This window comes from Chloroflexota bacterium (genome assembly GCA_018825785.1).
Classification (GTDB): domain Bacteria; phylum Chloroflexota; class Dehalococcoidia; order JACVQG01; family JAHKAY01; genus JAHKAY01.
In genome coordinates this window covers 1-25,020 of sequence record JAHKAY010000047.1, presented here as the reverse complement: position 1 = coordinate 25,020, position 25,020 = coordinate 1, and the positions used below count along the sequence as shown (strand labels likewise).

20 protein-coding genes are annotated in these 25,020 nt (G+C 60.4%); all 20 read left to right on the top strand.

The window, feature by feature from the left end:
* Positions 1 to 86 precede the first annotated feature (86 nt).
* A complete protein-coding gene (locus KJ624_06770) occupies positions 87 to 2,606 on the top strand; it encodes a S8 family peptidase (protein ID MBU2009518.1) in 2,520 nt (839 codons plus the stop codon).
* Positions 2,607 to 3,060: 454 nt separating this feature from the next.
* Positions 3,061 to 4,938, top strand: a complete 1,878-nt coding sequence (gene asnB, locus KJ624_06765) for an asparagine synthase (glutamine-hydrolyzing) (protein MBU2009517.1) — start codon at positions 3,061 to 3,063, stop codon at positions 4,936 to 4,938.
* Between the two features lie 357 nt (positions 4,939 to 5,295).
* Positions 5,296 to 6,621: a UDP-glucose/GDP-mannose dehydrogenase family protein gene (locus KJ624_06760; protein ID MBU2009516.1), complete on the top strand. Its 1,326-nt coding sequence runs from the start codon at positions 5,296 to 5,298 to the stop codon at positions 6,619 to 6,621.
* Positions 6,621 to 7,973: a hypothetical protein gene (locus tag KJ624_06755; GenBank protein ID MBU2009515.1), complete on the top strand. Its 1,353-nt coding sequence runs from the start codon at positions 6,621 to 6,623 to the stop codon at positions 7,971 to 7,973. Before KJ624_06760 ends, KJ624_06755 begins: the two co-directional genes overlap by 1 nt.
* Positions 7,970 to 9,301: an NTP transferase domain-containing protein gene (locus KJ624_06750; GenBank protein ID MBU2009514.1), complete on the top strand. Its 1,332-nt coding sequence runs from the start codon at positions 7,970 to 7,972 to the stop codon at positions 9,299 to 9,301. The genes KJ624_06755 and KJ624_06750 overlap by 4 nt, the downstream gene beginning before the upstream one ends.
* Positions 9,286 to 11,061, top strand: a complete 1,776-nt coding sequence (glmS, locus tag KJ624_06745) for a glutamine--fructose-6-phosphate transaminase (isomerizing) (protein MBU2009513.1) — start codon at positions 9,286 to 9,288, stop codon at positions 11,059 to 11,061. The genes KJ624_06750 and glmS overlap by 16 nt, the downstream gene beginning before the upstream one ends.
* A 122-nt stretch (positions 11,062 to 11,183) precedes the next feature.
* The gene (locus KJ624_06740) at positions 11,184 to 11,510 is read left to right on the top strand and encodes a PqqD family protein (protein ID MBU2009512.1); all 327 of its coding nucleotides are present in this window, start codon (positions 11,184 to 11,186) and stop codon (positions 11,508 to 11,510) included.
* A gap of 65 nt (positions 11,511 to 11,575) precedes the next feature.
* Entirely contained in the window at positions 11,576 to 12,652 is a 1,077-nt protein-coding gene (locus KJ624_06735) for a radical SAM protein (GenBank protein ID MBU2009511.1), read from the top strand.
* Positions 12,653 to 12,953: 301 nt separating this feature from the next.
* Complete coding sequence (locus tag KJ624_06730; GenBank protein MBU2009510.1) at positions 12,954 to 13,850, top strand: hypothetical protein; 897 nt, start codon at positions 12,954 to 12,956, stop codon at positions 13,848 to 13,850.
* A 4-nt stretch (positions 13,851 to 13,854) separates the two neighbouring features.
* Positions 13,855 to 14,343: a signal peptidase I gene (locus KJ624_06725; GenBank protein ID MBU2009509.1), complete on the top strand. Its 489-nt coding sequence runs from the start codon at positions 13,855 to 13,857 to the stop codon at positions 14,341 to 14,343.
* On the top strand, positions 14,340 to 15,353 hold the full coding sequence (locus tag KJ624_06720; protein ID MBU2009508.1) for an ABC transporter ATP-binding protein: 1,014 nt from the start codon (positions 14,340 to 14,342) through the stop codon (positions 15,351 to 15,353). The genes KJ624_06725 and KJ624_06720 overlap by 4 nt, the downstream gene beginning before the upstream one ends.
* Positions 15,350 to 16,153 (top strand): ABC transporter permease, encoded by an 804-nt coding sequence (locus KJ624_06715; protein ID MBU2009507.1) that lies wholly within the window; start codon positions 15,350 to 15,352, stop codon positions 16,151 to 16,153. The genes KJ624_06720 and KJ624_06715 overlap by 4 nt, the downstream gene beginning before the upstream one ends.
* Before the next feature lie 49 nt (positions 16,154 to 16,202).
* Positions 16,203 to 17,234 carry a class I SAM-dependent methyltransferase gene (locus tag KJ624_06710; GenBank protein ID MBU2009506.1) on the top strand — a complete coding sequence of 344 codons (1,032 nt, stop codon included), beginning with the start codon at positions 16,203 to 16,205 and terminating at the stop codon, positions 17,232 to 17,234.
* Positions 17,235 to 18,137, top strand: a complete 903-nt coding sequence (locus KJ624_06705) for a phosphotransferase (GenBank protein ID MBU2009505.1) — start codon at positions 17,235 to 17,237, stop codon at positions 18,135 to 18,137.
* A 126-nt stretch (positions 18,138 to 18,263) separates the two neighbouring features.
* Positions 18,264 to 19,289: an SDR family NAD(P)-dependent oxidoreductase gene (locus KJ624_06700; protein ID MBU2009504.1), complete on the top strand. Its 1,026-nt coding sequence runs from the start codon at positions 18,264 to 18,266 to the stop codon at positions 19,287 to 19,289.
* A gap of 1 nt (position 19,290) precedes the next feature.
* Positions 19,291 to 20,262 (top strand): NAD-dependent epimerase/dehydratase family protein, encoded by a 972-nt coding sequence (locus KJ624_06695; protein MBU2009503.1) that lies wholly within the window; start codon positions 19,291 to 19,293, stop codon positions 20,260 to 20,262.
* A gap of 1 nt (position 20,263) precedes the next feature.
* Positions 20,264 to 20,920 (top strand): sugar transferase, encoded by a 657-nt coding sequence (locus KJ624_06690; protein ID MBU2009502.1) that lies wholly within the window; start codon positions 20,264 to 20,266, stop codon positions 20,918 to 20,920.
* A gap of 2 nt (positions 20,921 to 20,922) precedes the next feature.
* Complete coding sequence (locus KJ624_06685; protein ID MBU2009501.1) at positions 20,923 to 21,969, top strand: Gfo/Idh/MocA family oxidoreductase; 1,047 nt, start codon at positions 20,923 to 20,925, stop codon at positions 21,967 to 21,969.
* Complete coding sequence (locus KJ624_06680) at positions 21,966 to 22,622, top strand: N-acetyltransferase (GenBank protein MBU2009500.1); 657 nt, start codon at positions 21,966 to 21,968, stop codon at positions 22,620 to 22,622. Before KJ624_06685 ends, KJ624_06680 begins: the two co-directional genes overlap by 4 nt.
* A partial coding sequence (locus tag KJ624_06675; protein ID MBU2009499.1) for a hypothetical protein occupies positions 22,619 to 25,020 on the top strand: 2,402 nt, incomplete at its 3' end. The genes KJ624_06680 and KJ624_06675, both read left to right, overlap by 4 nt.

Here is a 25,020-nt window from a genome sequence, read left to right as displayed (position 1 = left end):
TGCTCTACGCTAGTGCAAGCCCATAGAGGCTGTCAACTGGGAGGATGATAATCATGATTGCTCCGGCGGTGGGGTAGGAGGAAGATATGGACACTAGACTGTATCTCGTGAAGTTGCTCCGGCTAGGGGTCATCCTCGGGCTACTGGCGGGGCTCTTTGTCCCTACGCCTCTTATGGCGATATCTGGCGTGAATGGTGATAGCCCCGCCACCGCTGATTTCGCTCCTGACCACATCCTGGTCAAGTTTGAGCCCGGCACTGAGGAATCCGCGAAGCGGAATATCCATGGCAGGCATGGCGGCCAAGTTGCGGGCGAAATCGCTGCGCTGGGGGTGCAGGTGGTGAGGGTGCCCCCGGGCCAGGTCAAGCAGAAGGCGAAGGACTACGGCCGCGAGAAGTCGGTCCAGTTCGCCGAGCCTGACTATATGGCTTACGCCATAGAAACACCCAACGACCTTTCCTTCGGCCAGCAGTGGGGCATGGCCAAAATCCTGGCCCCCGAGGCCTGGGACATCACTACAGGCTCTTCAAGCGTCAAGATCGCCATCCTGGATACGGGGATTGACCAGGACCATGAGGACCTGGCGGCCAAGATTGTAGCCAACAAGGACTTCACCACCAGCAGCACGGTGGACGACAGGAACGGCCATGGCACCCATGTGGCTGGCATCGCCGCTGCTGCCACCAACAACGGCATTGGCGTGGCGGGGGTAGGCTTCAACTCCAGCCTGATGAACGGCAAGGTCCTAGGGGACCAGGGCTACGGCTACTTCAGCTGGGTGGCGGACGGCATTCGCTGGGCCGCCGACCCGGATGGCAATCCCAGCACCAACGACGGGGCCAAGGTCATAAACATGAGCCTGGGCAGTCCCGGTCAGTCGCAAGCAGTGGAATTGGCCATTAACTACGCCTGGAACAGTGGCGTGGTGGTAGTGGCAGCGGCGGGGAACAACGGCACTGATGCTCTTTTCTACCCGGCGGCCTACACCAATGTAATCGCGGTAGCGGCTACTGACCAGAGCGATGCTAAGGCCAGCTTTTCCACCTATGGCAACTGGGTGGACGTGGCAGCGCCAGGGGTAGCCATCTTCTCAACTTTTCCCAACCAGCCTACTCCCAACCGTCCTCTGAACTACGGCTCCCTCAACGGGACCTCCATGGCCGCCCCCCATGTAGCCGGTCTGGCCAGCCTGCTGTGGGCAACCCCCCAGTGGGGCAAGAGCAACACCAGCGTCCGCAACCAGATAGAGGTCATGGCAGATAAGGCGGGCGCTATGTGGTCGACATATGGCATAAGGCGCATCAACGCTCTGGCGGCAGTAGGCGGCGCCCCCACACCTACGCCCACACCTACGCCCACACCTACGCCCACACCTACGTCCACACCTACGCCCACACCTACGCCCACACCTACGCCCACACCTACGCCCACACCTACGCCCACACCTACGCCCACACCTACGCCCACTCCGACTCCCACTCCTACTTCCAAACCCATCTTCATCTCTGGGGCTGAGAGCGGGATAGTGACCGCAGGGGCCTCTGGTCCTGGGACAAGGTATTGGGATGCTGTTTCGAGAACAGCCCCAACAGTCAGCACTACAGTTGTCCGTAGTGGGTTACGGGCCTATGAGTGGAATCTCACGACCCTATCAGGCTATTTGAGGAAAACCGTCACTACTACCAGACTGGTTGGTAGGATTGCGTTTAGGATAGATGCTTGGTCAGCTCGCCAGTACGCTCTTACCACCGTTATTTCAGGCACCAACACAAACGGCAGTTTTGTCATAGGTCCTAATTTTGACACGGGTGTATTCCAGGCAAAAATGGGTGCTACCGCTGTGGTAGACGGGGCTGCCTGGGCAACAGGAACTTGGTATGTCATTGACTTTGACTTCAACTCCTCCGAGGCTACCGCAACCTTGGACTGGAGAGTGAATGGAGTTGCTCAGACCCAAGCTACCAGCGTTCAGGCTAGCGCTAATATAACCACCTTCTCGGTCGGAGTTGCAGGCGGGGCCATCACAGGCGACTGGCTTGTGGATGATATTATCCTTTCCTACACAGGAGCTGATTATCCCTTTGGTGATATCAAGGTGCTGGGATATTCCCCAGATGCTTCAGGAGACCACTCATTCATAGATGGGGACTTCCAAGACCAGGACTCAAATAGCATCGCCCAGCCATCGGGGGATGTTCACTCGTTCCTAGATGAACAGCCTATCAATGGCATCACGGACTACACCAAACAGGTGGTCATCCGCAACACAGCATACATCAGGGTGGACTTTGAGGACACGCCCGAGCTAGCAGATGCTGTCGGTGTGATGGTTGTCTCTGCCCAGCATTCGGGAGGTACCGCGGCCAATAATGTCACCTTGAAGTTGGATGATGGAGGTACGCTGGACATTATCTACGCTGGAGATATCTCCCAAACCACAGCCATCTATACCAGTAGTAAATGCTACGCTACTCCACCTTCAGGCGGGAGTTGGACACAGGCCAAGGTAAATGACCTGGCTGTGAGATGGGGGTATTCAACCGATGTTACACCCAATCCATACCTTGACGGCCTTATGCTCGAAATCGCCTGGAGTGCGAATTAGGAGTGATGAGACACGGGAAAATGGTGGAAACGCTGGGTGACCTTCTCTAGCAGGGTGATGAAAAAGTCCCGTAGAACGAGACCTTAGCTTTGGATCTGTCGGATATTTCGTATCTGCGTTTGGTTGGGCACCCCCTTTTTCAGCACCCTGCTAGGGACGGGGGAAGAAGGTTTCGAGCCAGGACCCCACCACCACCTAAGACGAGGCGCTGTCACCCTCAGCATCAATGCGTTGTTCCCCCAGCTATCACCCCGATTTCCACTGCCTCTCTCCAGACGACCTCCAGAGAGCGGACCTTGTTGTTTCCACCACCGCCGACTCCCCTCCCCAGGGCTGGCCCGATTCATACCAAGTTATGACCCTTCCGCAACCCAATTCAAACCCCACTTCCCCAATACTGGTGGATAAGGATAACTTCATTTGTTAGGAAGCAGGTAGCGTCATGTGCGGGATTGTGGGAAAGTTGTACTTTGACCCCCAAAAGGCAGTGTCCCCCGAGCTCATCAGGAATATGGCAGGAACCATTTCCTACCGGGGGCCTGATGACAAAGGGGTCTGGACCCGAGGCCCCATCGGACTGGGGCACCAGAGGCTCTCCATACTGGACCTTTCTCCTGCGGGCCACCAGCCCATGTCTGACCCCGAAGAGACAGTCTATATCACCTACAACGGCGAAATCTACAACTTCCTAGAACTGAGGAAAGACCTGGAGGAGAAGGGATACCATTTCCGGTCAAGAACAGACACCGAGGTGATCCTCTACCTCTACAAGGAATACGGAGAGGACTGTCTGAGATACTTGCGGGGGATGTTTGCCTTTGCCATCTGGGATGACAAGCAGGGAAAACTGCTTCTGGCCCGGGACCGCGTGGGTAAGAAGCCCCTCAAGTACTTTCTGGGACCGGATTTCCTTATTTTTGCTTCAGAGCTCAAAGCCCTGTTCGCCGACCCTGGCGTTCCCAGGGAACCTGACTGGGTTGCCATAGACCAGTACCTGACCTACCAGTACGTTCCCGCACCCCTCACGGGCTTCAGCGGAATCAGGAAACTTCCCCCAGGGCATTGTCTCCTCTGGCATAGAGGCAAACTGGAGATAAAAAGGTACTGGAAGCTTGACTACTCCAAGAAGCTCAGCCTCCCCGAAAGGGAATGGGAGGAGAGGATACTTGCCAAGCTGGAGGAGTGCGTCAGGGTGCGGATGATAGCGGATGTCCCTCTGGGTGCGTGGCTCTCCGGAGGAATTGACTCCTCAACCATAGTTGCCCTCATGACCAGGCTCTCTTCAAGCCCGGTGAAGACCTTCTCCATCGGTTTCCCCGAAAAAGAGTACAACGAGCTCCCCTACGCGCGGGCAGTAGCCAGTGGCCTGGGGACCGACCATCACGAGTTCTTCGTGACCCCCGAGTGCCTTTCTATCCTGCCGGAGCTGGTTCGCCACTATGAAGAGCCCTTTGCCGACTCCGCCGCCATCCCCACCTGGTACTTGTCTCGCCTTACCCGCCAGCATGTCACCGTGGTTCTGAATGGCGACGGGGGAGACGAAAACTTTGCCGGCTACAATGCCCTTCTCTACCATGCCCTCACCGCCAAGTGGAGGAAATGGACCGGGGGGGGCGTTCTTAATCAGCCCGCGGCAATCCTGTCTGATGTCCTCGCGTACCTCCTGCAAAACAGGCGATTCAAGACCACGGCTAATCTCCTTCGCCACGCTGGTGAGCCACATAGCAACTATATCCGCTCCATGATCTTTTTCTCAGAAGAAGAAAAGTCAAACCTTTATACACCAGAGCTCAGAGACAGGACAGGGCAGGGCCGCGCCCTGAAGGTGCTGGAGGAGGCCTTTCTGGATTCCGGCGTTGATGACCCCCTTGACCAGGCCCTCTACGCAAATATGGTGACCTATCTGCCGGGGGCCTTGCTACCCAAAGTGGATATCGCTTCAATGGCCTTTGCCCTGGAAGCCCGCTCTCCTCTTCTGGATCACCAGTTCCTGGAGCTTGCTGCCCAGGTCCCTTCCTCCCTGAAAATCAGACGCCTGACCAAGAAATACCTCCTTAGAAAAGTCACGGCACGGATACTGCCCAAGGAAGTCGCCTCCCAACGGAAAAGGGGCTTCGCGGTACCCCTTGACCGGTGGCTTTCCCACGACCTGAAGGACCAGGCCCGGGAAGACCTGCTCAATACTTGCCTTACCCAATGGCCCCTTTTCCAGAAAGAAGCTATAGTGCATATGTTCAACATCCACCTGTCAGGCCGTGAGAACCGCGCCAACCACATCTGGGCATTGTTGGTGCTGGGGACCTGGCTCGAAACCTTCTTCCCCCATCCATAAACTGAGTACCCCTCCGGGATTCGTTCGAGTCTATCTAACGTGCTATTTCTCATCTCCGTAGCCTCCTACATATGTTTGGCGCTTCTCAGGGCAGCCCCTACTGCAGCCGGAGCCCTCGGCGCTTCTCTCTAACCTTCATACTAATTCGTCCCTCCCTGTTCACACCTATCCCTAGCCGGTCCCGGGGCCACTGCGAGGCGCTCTCGGCTTTGGGACAGGCACCACGAGGCCAGGCCGCCAGGATAGTGCGAAATGTTCTCCTCTAGATGGGCGAAACAAACTCTAACCGAGTTCCTACTATACATACACCCCCTGCTAACCGAGGGCCCCATACAATTGCGAAAGTAAGAAATGAATATGTCCAAGATTGCAGTCGTTGGTGCCGGGCATGCCGGGCTGGTGACCGCTGCTTGTTTTGCCGAGCTGGGACACCGGGTGAGCTGCCTGGACGTGAACTCGAGAAAGATAGAGGCCCTGCAACAGGGCACCATTCCCTTCTTTGAGCCGGGACTGGAGGAAATGGTACGCCACAACCTGGCCACCCGTCGCCTCTCCTTCACCGCCAACTACAGGGAGGGGGTAGGGGGCAAGGGGTCCATCTTCATTGCCGTAAACACACCCTCCTCTCCCGGGGGGAGGACTGACCTCAGGTACCTGCGCGCCGCCGCCAAGGAAGTTGCGCGCACCATGGATGAAGGGAGCATTGTCGTCATCAAGAGCACGGTGCCGGTAGGGACCACGGAAAGGGTTGGCGGGCTCCTGGCCGCGGAACGGGGTGGGGTGGTGCCGATGGTATTCAACCCGGAATTCCTCTCGGAGGGGACGGCCATAGAGGAGTTCATGAAGCCGGCCCGCATCATCATAGGCTCTGGAGACCTCTCTGCCGCCGAGGCGATAGCAGGGCTTCACGACGGGCTGGCTAGCCCCACAGTTATCTGCAGCCTGCGGACTGCTGAGCTTATCAAATACACCCACAATGCTTTCCTGGCCACCCGCATCAGCTTCATCAACGAGATTGCTTCCATCTGTGAAGGGATAGGGGCTGATGTGCGGGTGGTCTCCCGGGCCCTTGGCCTGGATAGTACCCTGGGGCAGGCCTATCTGAAGGCCGGCCTGGGCTGGGGGGGCAGCTGCCTGCCCAAGGATATGAGGAGCCTCATCTACATGGCAAAGGCCAACAAGGCCTCTTGCCAGGTGTTGAAGGCGGTGGTCAAGGCCAACTATCGCCAGCGGGCTATGGCGGTGGAGAAGCTCCATTCCCTTCTAGGCAGCCTGGAGGGTAGGGTGGTGGGCCTTCTGGGCCTCGCCTTCAAGCCCAACACCGAGGATGTACGGGAGGCTCCCTCCCTGGATATTATCCGCCTTCTGGAGGCGGCGGGGAGCCTCATCAGGGCCTATGACCCCAAGGCCATGTCCGCCTGCGCTCAGCTCTATCCCCGCCTAAACTGCTGCTCTGACCCCTATGAGCTGGCTCAGGGCTGCGATGCCCTGCTCCTTATCACCGAGTGGGAGGAGTTCAAACATCTGGACATGCCCAGGGTCCGGTCGCTAATGAGGCAACCCATCTTCATGGATGGAAGGAACCTCTTTGAACCTGAGGAGATGGCGCGGTGGGGCTTTATCTATCGGGGGATAGGGCTGGGTTTCCCCACCCTGCCTGTAGCTGTGGGGGTGAGGGCATAGTGCCCCGGCTTTTTGGCACCAGCGGCATCAGGGGCCTGGTAGGGGAGGAAATCACCCACGAGCTCTGCTTTGGGGTGGGGAAGGCCCTGGGCTCCTCCCTGACCGATGGGGCCAGGGTGGCGGTGGCCTCCGATACCCGACAAAGCAGCGGGGCCTTGAAAGAAGCCTTCGTCTCTGGCCTGGTCTCATCGGGGACCCGGGTGGCCGATTGGGGAATTCTCCCCACCCCCGCCCTGGCCCTCCTCACCCAGGAGCTGGGGTTTGCCGCCGGCGCCATGATTACCGCCTCCCACAACCCCCCCCAGTACAACGGTGTCAAGCTCTTCCACTCCAGCGGCCTCGCCTACGGCCGCCGACAGGAGCAGGAGCTAGAGGCAATCTACAGGGAGGGCCGCTTCAGCAACTCATCCCGGGGGACGCTGGACCACGACCTTCAGGGCCTGGGGACCTACTATCACCTTCTCTGCCGCCGACTTCCCCCCCTGTCCCGCTCCTGGAGGGTGGTGGTGGACCCGGGGAATGGGGCCACGGCGGGATTTGTCGCCCGTCTCTTTGAGGAGCTAGGGCTGGAAGTGGCGGCGGTCAATGATGAGCCCGATGGTCTCTTCCCCGGACGGGGGCCTGAGCCCACCGAGCTCAGCCTGCAGGGGACAGTGGAGTTCCTCCGGGAGAAGGGCGGCGATATAGCCGTGTGCTTTGACGGGGACGGTGACAGGGTGGCCTTCTGCGATAGCGTGGGGTTCCTGGGCTTCAACGAGATGCTCGCTTTCCTCTCCCACCTGATGCTGCGGGATTCACCGGGGGGAAGGGTGGCGGCCACCGTGGAGACGGGAAGGCTGCTGGAGCTTGCCCTGCGGGGCCGGGGGGAGGTGGTACGGGGGGAGGTGGGGGATGGACCCGTTGCCCATCTCTGCCGCCAGCTGAGGGCGGCCCTGGGGGTGGAGCCGGTCGGCGTCTATATCCTCCCCTCCATGGGCTACTACCCCGATGGCATCTTTGCCAGTCTCCTCCTCCTCTCGCGGCTGCGGCAGATAGGAGATATCAGGGAGTTCCTGGGGACTCTCCCCCGGCTGTTCCTGGAAAAGGCAAAGGTCCCCTGCCCGCGGGAGAAAAAGGAAAGGGTGGGCCAGCCCTTGAGAACACAGGGCCCCCTCTTCGGAGCCACCGGGGTAAACACCCTGGACGGCCTCCGGCTGGAGTTTGACGATGCCTGGATGCTCCTTCGCCCCAGCGGGACCGAGCCCGTCATCCGGGTGATAGCAGAGGCCACCTCCCCCGAGAGAGCCCGGGCACTGGTGGGCATGGGCCAGCAATATGTGGAAAGCCTGCTCAATGGAGGGGCAGCCAGATGAGGGCGGTTTTTCTCTGCGGCGGCATCGGCAGAAGAATGTTCCCCTTCACTGAGGACAAGTTCCTCTTCAAGTTCCTCGGCAAGACCCTCCTGGAGCACCAGATTGCGCTGGCCCAGGAGGCTGGCATAAAGGACTTTGTTCTTATCGGCAACCCGGCGAACATAGAGAGGATAAGGGAAATTGTGGGGCGTATTCCCAGGGCCAGCTTTGAGCTGGCGGCACAGGAGAAGCCACTGGGCATGGCCCACGCTCTGGCCTCGGCACGTCATCTTCTGGCCGGGGAGACCCTGGTGGTCAATTCCAACGACATAGTGGACCGCTCCGCATACAGGGCCATCCTGGATGGGGAGAACTCCTCTTTTTGCAGCATCCTGGGCCACCGGACCAAGTGCTATTTCCCCGGCGGCTATCTCCTGCTGCGGGGGAACGGGGAACTCGACGCCATTGTGGAGAAGCCCAAGAGGGGGGAGGAGCCCAGCGACCTGGTGAATGTGGTCCTGCACCGCTTTGCCGACATCGGGGTCTTCCTGGAGCACCTGCGGGGTATGGAGGAGACCCCCGACGACGGGTATGAACGGACCCTCACCAGTATGGCCCAGGAGGGTTACCGTTGCCGGGTGGTCCCCTACGGCGGCCCCTGGACCGCCATCAAGTACCCATGGGATATCCTGCGGGCCATGGACTACTTCCTGGGGCGCATCAAGAGGCACATCGCCGCCAGCGCCCGGGTCTCAGATAAGGCGGTAATAGACGGGGAGGTCTTCATTGATGAAGGGGCCAGAGTCCTGGAGTTTGCCATCCTGCGAGGGCCCTGCTACATCGGTAAGAACAGCGTGGTGGGCAATTTCAGCCTGGTCCGCTCAACCCATCTGGGCGATAACAGTGTTACCGGCATTGCAGCTGAGTTCAAGCACAGCTATGTGGGTGACAGCTGCTGGTTCCATGCTGCCAACGGCGTACTTGATTCGGTTATCGGCCGGGGCTGCGCCTTCGCTAGCTTTGGGGGTATCGCCAACATGCGCTGGGATGAGCAGACGGTTAAGGTGCGGATAGGAGAGCAGATGGTGGATACGGGCACGGACAAGCTGGGGGCCATGTTCGGAGACCGCTGTAAGACGGGGTTTCACTGGGTGGCTGACCCGGGGGTGCGGATAGGGGCAGGGAGCATTATTGGCTCCTTCGTGAATGTGCAGGAAGATGTGGAGCCCGGCCGGCTCCTCCGGGCCGACATACCGGTGCGGGTGAAGGACAACCCGTTCCGCTATGACCCGGAGAACAGGGAGGCCTTCCTGGAAAGCCTGAGGCGGAGCCTATGTGCGGAATCGTAGGCTTCATTGGTAAGGAGAGGGCGGCCCCTCTCCTCCTGGAGACCATGAGGCTCCTGGACTACCGCGGTTATGACTCGGCTGGTGTGGCCACCGTCTGGGAAGGGGAGGTATGGCACCAGAAGGATGTGGGGAAGGTGGAAGAGGTCCAGGCACGGCACGGTCTGGACCGACTGCCCGGCCAGGTTGGCATCGGGCATGTGCGCTGGGCCACCCACGGCAGGGTAACACAGTCCAACGCCCACCCCCACTTTGACTGCAAGAGGGAGCTAGCCCTGGTGCACAACGGCATCATTGACAACTACCAGGAGCTACGCCGAGAGCTGGAAGGCAGGCATACCTTCGCCTCGGAGACAGACTCAGAGGTGCTATGTCACCTCATTGAGGAATACCTCGAAAATGGCCTGCCCCCGGAGCAAGCAGTAAGGGAGGCCACCCGGCGGGTTGTTGGGTCCTATGCCCTGGCGGTGGTCTTCAGCCGCTATCCCAGCATCATGGTGGGGGCCAGGAGGAACAGCCCCCTGGTGGTGGGGGTGGGGGAGGGGGGCTCATGGCTGGCCAGCGACCTTATCTGTCTGGGCGGTCGCGCCCGGGGATTCTACCTGGTGGAAGAAGACGAAACGGTGCTTCTAGGTAATGGTGCGGTGCGCTTCTACGGCCCCGACGGGTGCGGGAAGGAAAAGGAGCCCCTACCCCTGACCAAGCAGTGGGATACTCCCAACAAGAACGGGTATCCCTACTATACACTGAAAGAGATCATGGAAGAGCCCCAGGCCCTGGAGATGGCTCTGGCCCAGGACCGGGGGGTCCTCCTGGATCTCGCCCTGGCAATCCTTCGGGCCAGGCAGGTGGTCATCGCCGCCTGCGGCACCTCCCGCCATGCGGCCATCATCGGCAGGTATCTCTTCTCCAAGCTGGCCGGGAAGTTCTGCGATGTGGTCATGGCCTCCGAGTTCCAATACTTCAGCGACTCTATTGACAAGAATACCCTGGTCATCGCCGTGTCCCAGAGCGGGGAGACGGCGGACGTCATGGAGGGGGTAAGACAGGCCCGAGCCAGGGGGGCGCAGGTCATGTCCTTGGTCAACGTTCCGGCCTCCTCCTTGGTGAGGATGAGCGACCAGTCAATGTATCTCAACTGCGGGCCCGAGCTGGGTGTCGCCGCCACCAAGAGCTTTACCAACCAGCTTGCTATCTTCTATCTCTTGGCCCATGCCATGGCCAACGGGGTGCAGACTGCCCAGGACAAGCTTTCCCTGGTCGCACAGGAGATAAGGGCTATGCTGACCCCGGGCTACCTGGAGAAGGTCATGGACCTGGCCAGGGCCACCGTGGACAAGCGGGACTTCTACTTCCTGGGCCGAGGCATCAACTTTGCTGTGGCCACAGAGGGGGCTCTGAAGCTGAAGGAGCTAAGCTATGTCCACGCGGAGGGTATGGCCGCCGGGGAGCTGAAGCACGGGACCCTGGCCCTCATTGAGGAGGGTACCCCTGTCATCGCTATTGCCCCCCAGGACTATACCTACCATGAGTCCCTGGGCAATGCCATGGAGACCAGGGCCCGGGGGGCCTTCGTCATCGGCGTCTCCGATGCCGACAACGAGATCTTCAGCACCTGGCTCCCTATCCCGCGGGTAGAGGACATCTTCTATCCCCTGGTGAGCGTCATCCCCCTTCAGCTCTTTGCCTATTGCTCGGCCGTTTGCCGGGGGCTGGACCCGGACAGGCCCAGAAATTTGGCCAAGTCGGTGACGGTGAAATGAGCGAGGAACTGCATTTTTCCACAGGCGGCATTGGTCTCGCTGTTCAGAGCCAGGGAAGCAAGGCTTTATCTGCTCTTGCAGCCACGACTCCAGAGGAATGAGAAGAGGAGAAGGAGGCAAAGGTGTTCGAGATTAGAGAGGCAAGGTTTTCTAAGATAGGCAAGGTTTACCAGAAGGACGGCAACATGGTGGCCAGGAAGATCGCTGGTGAGCTCATCCTGGTGCCCATCCGCCAGGAAGCAGGCCAGTTGGCCTACTTCTATAGCCTGAACCCTGTGGCTGCGCGTATCTGGGCGCTGCTGGACGGCAAGCGCCCTGTGGCCGATATCGCCCTCACCATTGTGGAGGAATTCGAGGTAGACCTGGAGAGGGCTACCAAGGACACCCTGCGCTTCGCTAGCCGCCTGGAAGAGCTGAAAATGGTCATCCCGGTTGAAGGGGAAGCATAGGCATGGGGGTCTGTGAGGTACCCTCCTTCAGCTATGCTGACTGGGGGGTTGGGCTGAATAGAAGGGTGTCGGGTCTCAGGATCCCCCTTCAAGGAACCCTGGAGATAACCCCCCGCTGCAATAACCGGTGCGTCCACTGCTATGTCACCCACTGCCCGGTGGAGCCGGATAGGGAGGAGCTCAGCTACGAGGAGTATTGCCATCTCCTGGACCAGTTAGCCGAGGCGGGCTGCCTGTGGCTCCTCATTACCGGCGGGGAGCCCATGGTGCGCCGGGATTTCCTGGATATCTATGCCTATGCCAAGAAGAAGGGCTTTTTAATTACCCTTTTTACCAACGGAACCCTGGTCACCCCGGAGATAGCCAACTTTCTCCATCACTGGCGGCCACAGGCCGTGGAGATAACCCTATACGGGGCCACCAGGGAGACCTACGAGCGGGTCACCGGAGTCCCCGGCTCCTTCGACCGGGCTATCCGGGGGATAGAACTTCTGGCAGAGCGTGGTATCTCCCTGGTCATAAAGGCTATGGCCTTGACTTTGAACCGGCACGAGATTGGTGACATCCAGAAGTATGCTCAGAAGCTGGGCGCTCAGTTCCGCTATGACCCCATAGTATGGCCCAGGCTGGACGGGATGAAGGACCCCTACCGGGTAAGGCTGGAGCCTCAAGAGGTTATCCAGCTGGAGCTAGAGGATGAGGACCGGCCGAGGGCCTGGCGGGAGTTCGCAGAGAACTTCCTGCATCCTATTGAATCTAAGTTCCTCTACTGGTGCGGCAGCGGAGTGCATAGCTTCTTCGTAGACGCCTTCGGCCGGCTTTCGCTCTGCATCGAGGCCCGCAATCCCCATTATGACCTGCGTAAGGGCACCTTTGCCGAGGCCTGGGAGAAGTTCCTGCCGGCGGTAAAGAACACCCGGTGCACCAAGGACTTCGCCTGCCTCCACTGCGACCTGGTGAACCTCTGCGGGCGGTGCCCGCCGTTTTCCGAGCAGGAGAACGGAGACCCGGAGTCAGTGGTGCCTTTCCTCTGCCGCCTGGCCCACCTCCGGGTTGAGACCTATGGGCTGAGGGACTTACAGAATCATGGAGCCCCGCAGACGTCGCTGTCTGCTACAAATACTGTGGGTGAAAGGGGGTGATGGGCATGAAGAGTCTTTACGAAACACCTGAGGTCAGCATGGTTGAGCTGCGGCCTTCCGAGGCCGTGCTTGGCAACTGCAAGGTTGAGGCGCTGTACGAAGGCCCGGGATTCGGGGGTGCCGACTGTGTCGGTGTTCCGCCTGGCCGGCAGTGCCTGTGGGTCGGCTCTTAGCCCGTCGACCGTACTAGCGTAGGCGCGGGGCTCAGGTACTAGACGGCGGCGTCATACCGGGCGGCGGGCCCTCGGGGCCCGCCGCCCCGGAGCCACCGGTCCCATAGGAGGGTCAGGGGGAAGGAGGGATGGAAGTGAAAGACACCATTATGGCCAGAGAACTGAAGATGAGGATAGCAGGGGTGACAGTGAGATTCGTCTCAGAGAGTGTGCTCCTCGAGATCAGCGACGCCCATCCCAGGTTCCTGGTGGACGACGGGCAGGCCGACATCCTCATCCGGGTACACTACGGGCAACTCCCCACGCTGGCGCTGGAGGAGAAGCTGTTTGATACCGGGAGCTTCTGGACCCTTCACCGCTCCCAAGGGAAATACGTCTTCTCTTTCACCTCCCCGGTCTTTGGTCCACTGCCCTACAGTTTAGCCATCCTCAAGGAGGACTTCACCCAGGGGGACCTTTACTTTCGGCCCACGGACGACAGGCCGGCACGCTCTGTCTGCCCGGTATTGTACCCCTTTGACGAGGTTCTTATGGTCAACTATCTGGCGCGGGGAGGGGGGGGGATGGACATACACGCCTGCGGGATAGACATGGGGGGTAAGGGGCTGGCCTTCGTCGGCGTCTCAGGGGCGGGGAAGAGCACCACGGCCCGCCTTTGGCAAAAGCGGCAAGTTCCCATCCTCAGCGATGACCGCCTCATTCTTCGCAAAGAGGGGGGCCGCTTCTTCATGCACGGCACCCCCTGGCACGGGGATGCCTGGGCCTCCCTGCCCGGGAAGGCCCCCCTGGAAGGGCTGTATTTCCTAAAGCAAGCTCCGAAGAACTATATCCAGTCCCTGGCCCCAGGGGATGCCGCCAGACGGCTGCTGGTCCGCTGTTTCCCTCCTTTCTACTTGGCCTCAGGGATGGAGTTCATCCTGGGCTTCATTGACGAGCTGACCCAGAAAGTCCCTAGCTATGAACTGGGGTTTCTGCCTGACGATAGCGCCGTGGAGACAGTGCTGCATCATGTCAGAAGCAAATAGCAGGGTGCTGAGCTCCTCGGACTTTCACGCCCTGGCCCAAGAGGTGCTGGGGCGGGGGGGCAGTTTCCGCTTCCAGGCCGGGGGGTCGAGCATGCACCCCTTTATCCGGGGCGGGGATGTCCTCCTAGTGGAGCCGGTGGCCCCGGCCCGGCTCCGGCCGGGGGAGATAATCTTCTATCACCGGGGGGGCACCTCCCACATGGTTCACCGCCTCGTCCGGAGGGTGGAGAAGGATGGCCGACTCATGTTCATCGCCCAGGGGGACAACGTGGTTGGTGCAGATGCCCCTATCCTGGCGGAGCAGGTGCTGGGGATGGTGGTGGAGATACAAAGGGACGGCCGCCGCATGAGGCTGGGCACGGGGCTGGGTCGCCTCCTGAACCTCTCGGTCTACCGGCTCGCTCCCTGGCGCCCCTGGCACCGCTCCTGGGTGATACGTCTTGGCCGCATGCCCTGGCGGTGTGTGCAGAGATTCACCTGGAGGAAAACGTGACTCTGGCCATCAGGACCTCCGCCCTGACCAAGCGCTTCCCCAGGGAAAAGGGCTACAAGGCCCTGTTCCAGGGCCTCGTGGGCCGCCAGGAGCAGGTCACAGCTGTGGCCGGGGTGGACCTAGAGGTGAGAGAGGGGGAGCTCTTCGGCCTCCTGGGGCCCAATGGGGCGGGCAAGACCACCCTGATGAAGCTCCTTTGCACTCTGATCCTGCCCACCTTGGGGAAGGCGACCGTCTTCGGGCACGACGTGGTCCGGGACGAGCAGAAGGTCAAGGAGATGGTGGGCCTGGTCAGCGCCGAGGAGCGGAGCTTCTTCTGGAGACTCACCGGCCGGGAGAACCTGGAGTTCTTTGGTGCCCTCTATCGCCTCCCCGGGGCAAGTCTGCGGGAGAATATTGACGAACTCCTGGACATGGTGAGCCTCCGGGACCAGGCGGATGTGCGTTTTCAAAATTATTCCACGGGGATGAGGCAAAAGCTCGCCATCGCCCGGGGCCTCCTTGGGCAGCCCCGACTGCTCTTTGTGGACGAGCCCACCCGGAGCCTCGACCCGCTCAGCGCCCGGGCAGTGCGCCGGTTCCTCCGGGATAAGGTGGTGTGCTCGGGGAGAACGATGGTCCTGGCCACTCACCACCTGGGGGAGGCCGAGCAGCTCTGCGACCGCCTGGCCATTATGCACCGGGGCCGGATCCTGGCTTGCGGCACCATCCCGGAGCTGAGGGGGCTATTCCAGAAGCAGGAGACATGCCTGCTTACAGTGGAGAAGCTGAACAACGGGGCCCTGGACGGGCTGGAGGCTATCCCTGGCGTCTTCCGATGGCGGACCCTCGCCCAGGACGACGGGCTGTGGCACCTGGAGCTGAAGCTCTCGGACCGTCAGCTAGCCTTGCCCGAGGTCCTGAGGTTCCTGGTCTACAGGGGTGCGAACGTCACCTCCTGCACCCTCCAGGAGCCCCCATTGGAGGAGATTTTCATGTCGGCGGTGGCGGGGGAAGGAGCCGAGGGATGAGTGTGGCCCTGGCCTTCCTGAAGCGTGACTTCTCCCTGAACGTAAGCTACCGGGTGTCCTTCGTTCTTCAGTTTTTGGGGATCTTCTTTGGGGTGGCCACCTTCTATTTCGTGGCCCGGGTCTTCGGCCAGGCGGTATCGCCTCAGCTTCAGGCCTATGGCGGGGACTACTTCTCTTTTGTCCTTGTCGGCCTGGCCTTCTCAGGATTTACTGGGCTGGCCCTGCGCGGCTTTGCTGGAGCCATTCGGGAGGGGCAGAGCATGGGCACCCTGGAGTTGATGCTCCTCAGCCCCACCCGCCTGGGCTCCATCCTCCTCTCCTCCAGCCTTTGGGACTATCTGATGAACTGTTTCACCGTAATCATATACTTGCTCTTCGGGGCCCTGGTCTTCGGGGCTGACCTGAGCCAGGCCAATGTCCTCAGCGCCCTCCTGGTCCTGGTCCTCTCCATCCTCGCTTTCAGCGGAATTGGCATCATCTCAGCAGCTTTCGTCCTGGTGTTGAAGAAGGGAGACCCGATAGCCTGGGTCTTTGGCAGTGTCCAGTCGTTGCTGGCCGGAGTCATGTACCCGGTAAGTGTCCTGCCGGACATCCTGCAGAAGTTTTCCGCTCTGTTGCCCCTGACCTATTCCCTGGAGGCCATGAGGTTGGCTGTGCTCAAGGGTTACTCCATTCTCCAGCTGTTGCCAGAATTACTGGCCCTGATAGCTTTCGCGGTGGTGCTGCTGCCGCTTTCCCTTTGGATCTTCCGCCGGGCAGTGAGGCAGGCCAAGAAGGAGGGGAGCCTTGCTCAGTACTAGGACGAGCCCTTTCCTGCCCCTGGAATGCCCCGTCTGCAGGGGCCGCTTAGTGGAGGGCAAAGATGGGGTAAGCTGTCCCGGGTGCGGGGGAGCCTGGCCGGTAAGGGAAGGGATTGTGTGCTTTGCGGAAGACTATCCCTACTGGGGGGAGTTCCCCCGGGAGCAGTTGCTCCAGCTAACAGAGAAGGCAAAAGAAATGGGCTGGAAGGAGGCTCTTGCCGCCGCGCTGATGGACCGGGATCCGGCGACCTACGTCTCCCTCGCCTCCAGTGGCCGCGCTGGCTGGCTTCCTCTTCTTCCTCTCTCCTCTGAGGGGGTGGTGCTGGATGTGGGGGCGGGGCTGGGGGCGGTGGCCCAAGTGCTGGCCCACCATTATGGGATGGTCTGCTGTCTTGAGCCCATAGCGGAGAGGCTTCGGTTCCTGCAGTTCCGGATGCAGCAGGAGGGGCTGAAGAACGTGAAGCTGGTCCAGGCTGCGCTACCGAACCTGCCTTTCCCTGACGCAGCCTTTGACGCTGTGGTGATGATAGGTGTGCTGGAATGGGTGGGGGAATGGATGAGGGGAGTCAACCCGCGCCAGGCCCAGCTTGCCATGCTGAAAAGCATGAGGAGCAAGCTGAAGCCAGGCGGAGTCCTCCTTGTCGGAATAGAGAACAGGTTCGGCTACACCAACTTCCGAGGAAGGCGCGACCATTCTGGCCTGCCCTACACTTCCCTCATGCCCCGCTGGCTGGCTTCCCTGGTGGTGAAGCTGAGCCGGAGTGACTACCGGACACCGGGCAAGGCAAGGGATAGCTACAGAACCTATACCTATGGGCTTGGCGGCTATCGCAAGTTGTTACAGGAGGCCGGTTTCCCGGAGGTTACCTTCTACTGGCCTCTGCGGGGATACATATCCCCGGGGATGATCTTGCCCCTCCACAAGAGGGCCCTGTTGAAGGAGCCTGCGGGGGACCTGTGGCGCCATAAGCGCTCTCTGAAAGGGAGGGTAGCAGGAAGGCTGGCCCGTTTTGCTGCCGGCCTGGGGCTGATGCCTCTGCTGGCCCCCGATTATCTCATCCTGGCCAGGAGGGAGGGGTAGGTGAAGGCTCCCTCCTTGGTGGAAATGGCCCGGGACTTTCTTCTCCGTCATTGGGCAGAGTTGGAGATGGCAGGGCCTTGCCCCCCGGAGGTTCTGGGCTCCCTCAGAACAAGCGGGCCTGGGGATGCCGTCGTAGTCTTCCTGACTGACCCCCGAGGGAGGCTGATGGCGGTGGCCAAGGTTGCCGTGATGCCTCCTGCGGCTGCTCGCCTCCGCCGGGGATTTCGGGCCCTGAGCCTAATTCGCCCGAGGCTGGAAGGGAACCCCATCCTAGCCTCCATACCCCGGCCCTTGGCCCTGCTGGAAGCGGGAATGGAGACCATAGTGGTGGAAGCTCCGGTAGAGGGGATCCCCTTGCTGCACCGCCTGCCGGAAGAGATAGGGAATGGCAGTATTCCCCGGGCCAGCCGCTATCTGGAGCTGGCCTTCCAGTGGCTGGTGGACTTCCACCAGGCCATGGCCCGGGGAGGGGGTACACCCCCCCAGCACGGCGACTTTTGCCTGCAGAACCTCCTCTGGCGGGGAAAGGGAGGGGTGGGGGTGGTGGATTGGGAACACTTCGGGGAGGAATACCCTCCCATGTTTGACATCTTTTCCCTTCTTGTCTCATTTGGTGAATTGCAGCGGAGGAAAGGGAAGAACTTCCTGTTGGCCTGTTTTGCGCCTGGCTGGTTCAGCCAGACAACGGCCGAGCTGGTGGCAAGGTATGCCTCTCTCCTGGGCCTGGGCTGGGAAGAGATGGAGGAGGCCTTCCGCCAACACCTGGAGAAAATGGGGCAGAGAATGGAGGAGCTTTACGGGCGACACCACCCCTATGCCCGTCCCTATCTGGAGGCGCTGAGTTGTTGGGAGCAACACCGCCCTGCGCTCTTTCCCCACGGAGGTGAGACCCATGCCGACTAACCGCCCCGGAAGGCTTCATGAGCCTGCCAAGAGGACCATGGATATATTCCTTTCGGCGGGGGCCTTGCTGCTGCTATTGCTCCTCATAGCTGAGGGTAGCCTTGTCCAGTATTGGGAGGTACGAACATGGAGATAGCTAATCTAAAAGTTCTCGTTACCGGAGGCGCTGGCTTCATTGGCAGCCACCTGGTGGATGCCTTGGCCGAGACCAATACGGTAATGGTGGTGGACAACCTCTCCAGTGGCCGGTTGCAGAACATCTCCCACCACCTGGAGAGGGGCTCCATCCAGTTTGTGAAGGCTGACATCCGGGACGAGGAGAAAATGAATCAGCTCCTCCAAGGTCAGGACCTGGTCTTTCACCTCGCGGTCCAGTGCTTGAGGGTCTCCTTAAACGAACCCTTTATGGTCCATGAGGTCAATAGCACCGGCACACTTAACCTGTGCATGGCCGCTCTCAAGAACCGCCCCCAAAGGTTCGTCTATGTCTCCTCCTCCGAGGTATACGGCACGGCCAAGAGGGTTCCCATGGATGAAGAGCATCCCCTGGAACCCACCACCCCCTACGGGGCCAGCAAGCTGGCGGGGGAGGCCTATGTGCGGGCCTGCCACTTGACCTTTGACTTGCCCGCAGTGATAGTCCGGCCCTTCAACACCTATGGGCCCCGGGAACATTGGAGCGGCCCCTATGGTGAGGTCCTCCCCAGGTTCGTAGTCCGGGTCCTGAATGGCCAGTCTCCGGTGATATTCGGGGACGGGGAACAGACCCGGGACTTTACCGAGGTGAGGGACACTGTTAGGGGGATAATCCAGGCCGCCGAGGGCGACGCCCTGGTCGGAGCGACAGTAAACGTCGCTGCTGGCCAGGAGGTATCCATAAATCAGATTGCTCATATTGTGCTCAAGGAACTGGACCAAGAGGGCCAGCTCTCCCCCATATATATGGTACCGAGGCCGGGAGATGTCCGCAGGCACTGGGCAGACATCTCCAAAGCCCGGCGAACCATGAATTTCCAGCCCCGCATCGCCATTGAGGAGGGCGTTCACCACTACATAGACTGGCTGAAGGCCCAGAACCTGGACCTCCAGCAGCTAAGGAGGGAGGAACTAATGCAGAACTGGCTGGCTCAGCCAAAGGAGGCCCAGGTCTAGGGTGGACACGCTGACGGGGAAGAAAGTCTTGGTCACGGGGGCAGCGGGCTTTGTCGGCTCCCGGCTGGTGGCTGCCCTCCTGGAGGCCGGGGCCCGGGTCACCGCTATTGTTGACCCCCGTCAGCAGTCAAGCAGGCTAGAGCCCCTGCTGGGCAACCCCGGACTGAACTTGATGGTCTGCCCCCTCACCGAAGCAGGGCCCTGGGAAGGGGTGGTGCGGGAGGTGGAGTTGGTGGCCCATCTCTGGGTGCATATGCCCTCGGCTACCGATTTTTGCGACTGCGCCGCCGAAGAGGTGAATAGCAACCTCCTGGGGACCATTAGCCTGCTGAAGCGGACCGGTCCTTCCCTTCAAGGTGTCTGCTTTTCCAGCAGCATCCTGGTCTACGGGCCCCAAGCCCGACTGCCTGTCAGAGAAGAGGACATTCCCCATCCTGTAGGCTCCTATGCAGCCACCAAGCTGGCGCTGGAGGCCTATCTTACGGCCTTCTCCTGGGAAAGGCAGATACCTGCGACCGTTCTCCGATACTCTACTATCTACGGACCGGGGGAGAGGGGCCATCGGTTGATACCCACTGCCCTGGAGATGCTGGCCCGGGGGCAGCCACCAGTCATTCTGGGGGACAGCTCCGATATAAGGGACTATGTCTATATTGATGACGTCGTGGAGGCCACCCTTCGTGCCCTGGAGAGGAGGCCCTCCCGGGTTCTGAATATCGGCTCCGGGGAGGGTTCCAGGACCCTGGAGGTGGCCCAGAAGATCATGCGCCTCTGCGGGATTGCCTGGGAGCCCCGGTTTCGGCCCCGTTCCGGGCCGAAACTGGACCTGGTATGTGATATTTCTGCGGCGAGGGAGACCCTAGGATACTGCCCCCGGACGGATTTCGCGCAGGGGCTGGTCAAGGAGGTCCAGTGGTATGAGGAGAAGGTCTTGGGAAGGTCTCTACGGGCCTCTCTGGCAAGGAGGGACTGAGGTGGCCTGGCGCACCTTTCCCTATGAAATCGGCAAGGCCTCCCTGGACCGGTTGTTAGCCTTCCTGGGGTTGCTGATCCTGTTGCCTTTCCTCGTTGCTATTTCCCTGGTGGTGATGATGGATTCGCCGGGGAGCCCTATCTTCGCCCAGCCCCGGGTGGGCAAGGACGGCCGCCGCTTCATCCTGCTCAAGTTTCGGTCTATGGAAGCCAACAACAACGATAGGGAATATAAAGCTTATATAGAGCGGTATGTCAAGGAAGGGGCGCCCTACAAGGAGGACCCCGCAGGCCCGGTATTCAAGCTGGTGGACGACCGGCGGGCCACCCGCGTCGGGGCTCTCTTACGTCGGCTGGACCTGGATGAACTCCCTCAGCTCATCAACATCCTCAAAGGGGATATGTCCCTGGTGGGACCTCGCCCGGACATTCCCGAGGCGGTGGCCATGTATGAGGACTGGCACAAGGGGAGGCTAGCGGTCACGCCCGGACTCACCGGCCCCTGGCAGGTCAACGGCCGGGACCGGACCCCCTTTGACGAGATGGTCAGGATAGACCTGGACTATATTCATCGCCGTTCCCTGGGCCTGGACCTCAAGATCATCCTGCTCACCATCCCCTCGGTAGTGAAGCGGGCCCTTCGGCAAAGAGAGGAGTAGCTATGGTAAAGATTGGGCTTATCGGTTACGGCTACTGGGGACCAAAGCACGCCAGGAACTTCCACGAGCTTCCCGGAGCCGAGTTCCGGATGGTAGCCGACCTCAACGGGGAGAGGCTGCGTCAGGTCCAGGCCATGTATCCCTGGGTGGCCTGCACCAAGGACTACCGGGAGCTTCTGGAAAGCGATGTGGAAGGGGTGGTAATAGCTACCCCCGTCAGCACCCACCATCAAATAGCCAGGGAGGCTCTCCTTCGGGGCAAGCATGTCCTGGTAGAGAAACCCATGACGTCAAGCCTGCAGGAGGCAAGGGAACTGGTGGAGATAGCGGATAGCCAGCAGAGGATACTGATGGTGGGTCACACCTACCAGTATAACCCGGCGGTGGCCTTCCTGCGGGACTACATTAAGAGCGGCGAACTGGGGGAGATCTACTACATTGATGCCAACCGCTTGAACCTGGGCCTGTTTCAGCCCGATGTCAGCGCCCTGTGGGACCTGGCCCCCCACGACCTGTCTATCCTCCTCTGGCTGCTCGGTGAGAACCCCCTGACCATCAGCGCCCGCGGAGCGGCCCGTATCACCCCGCCCTTCCACGACGTGGTCTATGTGGAGATGATGTTCCCCGGGAACATCCTGGCTCATATCCATGTTAGCTGGCTTGACCCCTGCAAGATGAGGCGGGTCACCGTGGTTGGCAGCAAGAAAATGGTGGTCTTTGATGATATGGCTGAGGCTGAAAAGATCCGCATCTATGACAAGGGAGTAGTGCCTATGGCGGAGGATAACGGTAACGGCTGGCCCGTCCACTATCACAACGGGAATGTGGTCATTCCCTCCATCCCCAATACGGAGCCCCTCAAGGTGGAGTGCCAGCATTTTCTGGACTGCATCACCCGCGGTCAACAGCCTGTCAGTGATGGTCGCATGGGCCTGAGGGTGGTGAACATCCTGGAGGCAGCGGCCAGGTCCCTTTGCAACGGAGGGGAAAGGCAAAGCCTGAGCGAAGAAGGGTTGCTCCCCCTGCCTGCCAGGAGAGGAGCCCGGTGACCGGGCGGCGTCAGGTAGAGCTGGGAGAGGGCTCCCGGGTGGAGAGGGGGACCATGCTGGGCTACCTTCGCCCCGGTTCCTCAGGTCCTCGCCTTCTTAGAATTGGCGCCGGGGCCATTGTCAGGCGCGGCGCTATTATCTACGCCGGCACCACCATTGGTGACCATCTGGAAACCGGCCACCACGTCATCATCCGGGAGCAGAACACCATAGGCCACGATTTCCGCATATGGAGTAACTCTATCGTGGACTACGGATGCCGCATCGGAAACAATGTCAAGGTCCATAGCCAGGTCTACATAGCCCAGTTCACGGAGATTGAGGACAATGTCTTCCTGGCTCCCGGGGTTACTGTGGCCAACGACCTGCACCCTGGGTGCCGGCTTTCCCCTCAGTGCATGCGAGGCCCCACTATCCGACAGGGCGCCCAGATCGGTGCCAATGTCACCCTGCTGCCCTTCATCACCATTGGGGAGTATGCCCTGGTGGGGGCCGGGAGCGTGGTCACCCGGGATGTCCCCCCCAGGGCGGTGGTCCGGGGGAATCCCGCCCGGGTGGCCGGGTACGTGGAAGACATGGTGTGCTCCACAGGTCTTACCGACCGCCCCTATGCCCATATCGTCGGGGTTGCCTATTCAGGAGGTGAGAGATGATACCGGAAGTGTACTACAAGTTCCTTCGTCGCTGGTTCCATGTCCTGCTCATAGGTCTCCTGGTGGGAGCAGGGCTGGGCTATACCTACCGTGCCCTCAGCCCCATAGAGGCAAAGGCCGTCGTGGGGCCAGTGCAATGGGAATGGCCTCTCAAATTTGGCGGAAGTTCGGAGTCGGGGCTTTCCTTTCGCCTGGCAGGCGCCAACGAACCCCGCCCACCCCTCTATGCGGGCTCCTCGCAGGTCTACATCAAGGGGTCCCTGCCCTCCTGGACCTACCTGGACCCCAAGCTGGCCCCCACTACGGCGCAGCAGATTACTGCCCTGGCCGTCAAGGCCACGAGCCCCACCACCCTGGAAGCAGTAAGCCGGGAGCTGCCAGATTCCATGCCCTATGGCCCAGATGAGCTTTCCCAAATGGTCCGGGCCTCCCCTGTCCCTGCAGCATCAACGCTCCGGATAACGGTCATAGGTCCCAGTAAAGAGGACATAGCCCAGACCACGGCCCGGGTCCTTTTGAACCGCATCCTGGCGGAAGAAGAACAACTTGCCCAGGACAGGAAAAACAGTCTGGAGGCGCAACTCCAGGACATAAAGAGGCAACAGGATGCCGTCCAGGAAGAGCGCCTCGCTCTGCTGAAGGAACCCGTGGAAACAGCCCAGGCCAACCTTATAACCTACGGAGAGGACAATCTTGCCGAGATGCTGAAGGCTACGGCGGAGGTGGTGGACACCCTCAGCCCCCTTTCGGCAGAAAGATTAGACACGGAGAAGCAGCTGCGGACGGTGCTGGCCCAGTTGAAGACTCTGCAGGACACGCAGAGCAAAGCCATTAGCTCCCAGATTGACAAGCAGCTGAATCTTCTTGCTGGCGTGGCAGACAGTGATGAATATATCAAGCTGGATACCAAGATAGCATCCCTGCGGGCCCAGCTACGCACCATCGCCACCACAATAGCCTCCCTGGAGCAGAAGGCCCTGGGCCAGAATGCGGAGGACGCGGTGAACACCCAGGCGAGAATGGACAGCCTGAATGCCCAGCTCCAGACGGTCAGAGACCAGCTTGACCTGGCCACGGGAGAGCGAGACCGGATGGTTGCCCAGGCCCGGGACAGGGTCCAGATAGATATCCAGTCCTTAGAGGAGACACAGCAGGCGGAGAGGGCGGGCACGGAGAAAATGCTGCAGGCGGTGCTGGACCAGTTGAAGACGCTGCAAGTGACACAGAGCAAAGAGTTCAGCTCCGAGGTTAACAAGCAGCTGAATCTTCTTGCTGGTATGGGAGACAGTGATGAATACATCAAGCTGGATAGCAAGATAGCATTCCTGCGGGCCCAGCTACGCACCGTCGCTACCACAATAGCCTCCTTGGAGCTGGAGGCCCTGGGCCAGAATATGGAGGATAGGGCGAAGACCCAGGTGAAAATATACACCATGAATGAACAGTTCCAGACAGTAAGGGGCCAGCTGGACCTAGCCAAGGAACAGCGAGACCAGATGGTTGCCCAGGCCCGGGACAGTATCCAGGTAGATCTCCAGTCTGCCCAGGAGGCACAGCAGGCGGAGAGGGCGGACACGGTGAGAATGCTGCAGGCGGTGCTGAACCAGTTGCAGACGGCGCAAGCGACACAGAGCAAAGACTTCAGCTCCGAGATCAACAAGCAGCTGAATCTTCTTGCCGGCGTAGGAGACAGTAATGAATACGTGGAGCTGGATCGCAAGATAGAATCCCTTCAGACACAGCTAAGTACTGTGTTAACGAACATAGCCTCCCTTGAGACGGAGGCCCTGGATGCGGCCATGACCCAGGCGAGAATAGACAGCCTGAATGCCGAGTTCCAGACGGTCAAGGACCAGCTGGACCTGGCCAAGGGGCAGCGAGACCAGATGGTTGCCCAGGCCCGGGACACCATCTCGCTCAGTGTCGAGCCCTTCCAGGAAGCCCAGCAAGCCCAGCTTGCGCAGGCGCTGGAATCGGCAGTGGAACTCCTGGGACCTCTCCCTGCCGCCAGGACTGACGCCGAGGCCAAGCTGCTGGCGGCGCTGACTAGCTTGCAGAACCTGGAAGATACGCAGAGGGCGTCTATTGACAAGGCAATCGCGCAGGAGACGAACCGTCTCGCAGACATCCGGCAAGACGAAGACTACCTGATAGTCCAGGCCAAGGCTGCTTCCCTTCAGAAGCAGTTCGGCGCACTGACCAGCAGCATCGCCTCTCAGGAACTCCTTGACTTTACCTCCACCCAGAGGTACCTGTCCACCGGAGAGCCTACGGAGCCCCAGGGCTACACCCCCCCTCCCCCCATGAGGAAGCGAGATTCCCTGGTCTACGGCGGGGGAGCAGGGCTGGTCCTGGCCTGGCTGGCGGCGGGCTTCATCGATTTCAGGAGAAATAGCCG

Coding starts and splice junctions, on each gene's coding strand:
- KJ624_06770 (MBU2009518.1), top strand. CDS start 87: ATGGACACTAGACTGTATCTCGTGAAGTTGCTCCGGCTAGGGGTCATC.
- KJ624_06760 (MBU2009516.1), top strand. CDS start 5,296: ATGTCCAAGATTGCAGTCGTTGGTGCCGGGCATGCCGGGCTGGTGACC.
- KJ624_06750 (MBU2009514.1), top strand. CDS start 7,970: ATGAGGGCGGTTTTTCTCTGCGGCGGCATCGGCAGAAGAATGTTCCCC.
- glmS (MBU2009513.1), top strand. CDS start 9,286: ATGTGCGGAATCGTAGGCTTCATTGGTAAGGAGAGGGCGGCCCCTCTC.
- KJ624_06730 (MBU2009510.1), top strand. CDS start 12,954: ATGGAAGTGAAAGACACCATTATGGCCAGAGAACTGAAGATGAGGATA.
- KJ624_06715 (MBU2009507.1), top strand. CDS start 15,350: ATGAGTGTGGCCCTGGCCTTCCTGAAGCGTGACTTCTCCCTGAACGTA.
- KJ624_06700 (MBU2009504.1), top strand. CDS start 18,264: ATGGAGATAGCTAATCTAAAAGTTCTCGTTACCGGAGGCGCTGGCTTC.
- KJ624_06685 (MBU2009501.1), top strand. CDS start 20,923: ATGGTAAAGATTGGGCTTATCGGTTACGGCTACTGGGGACCAAAGCAC.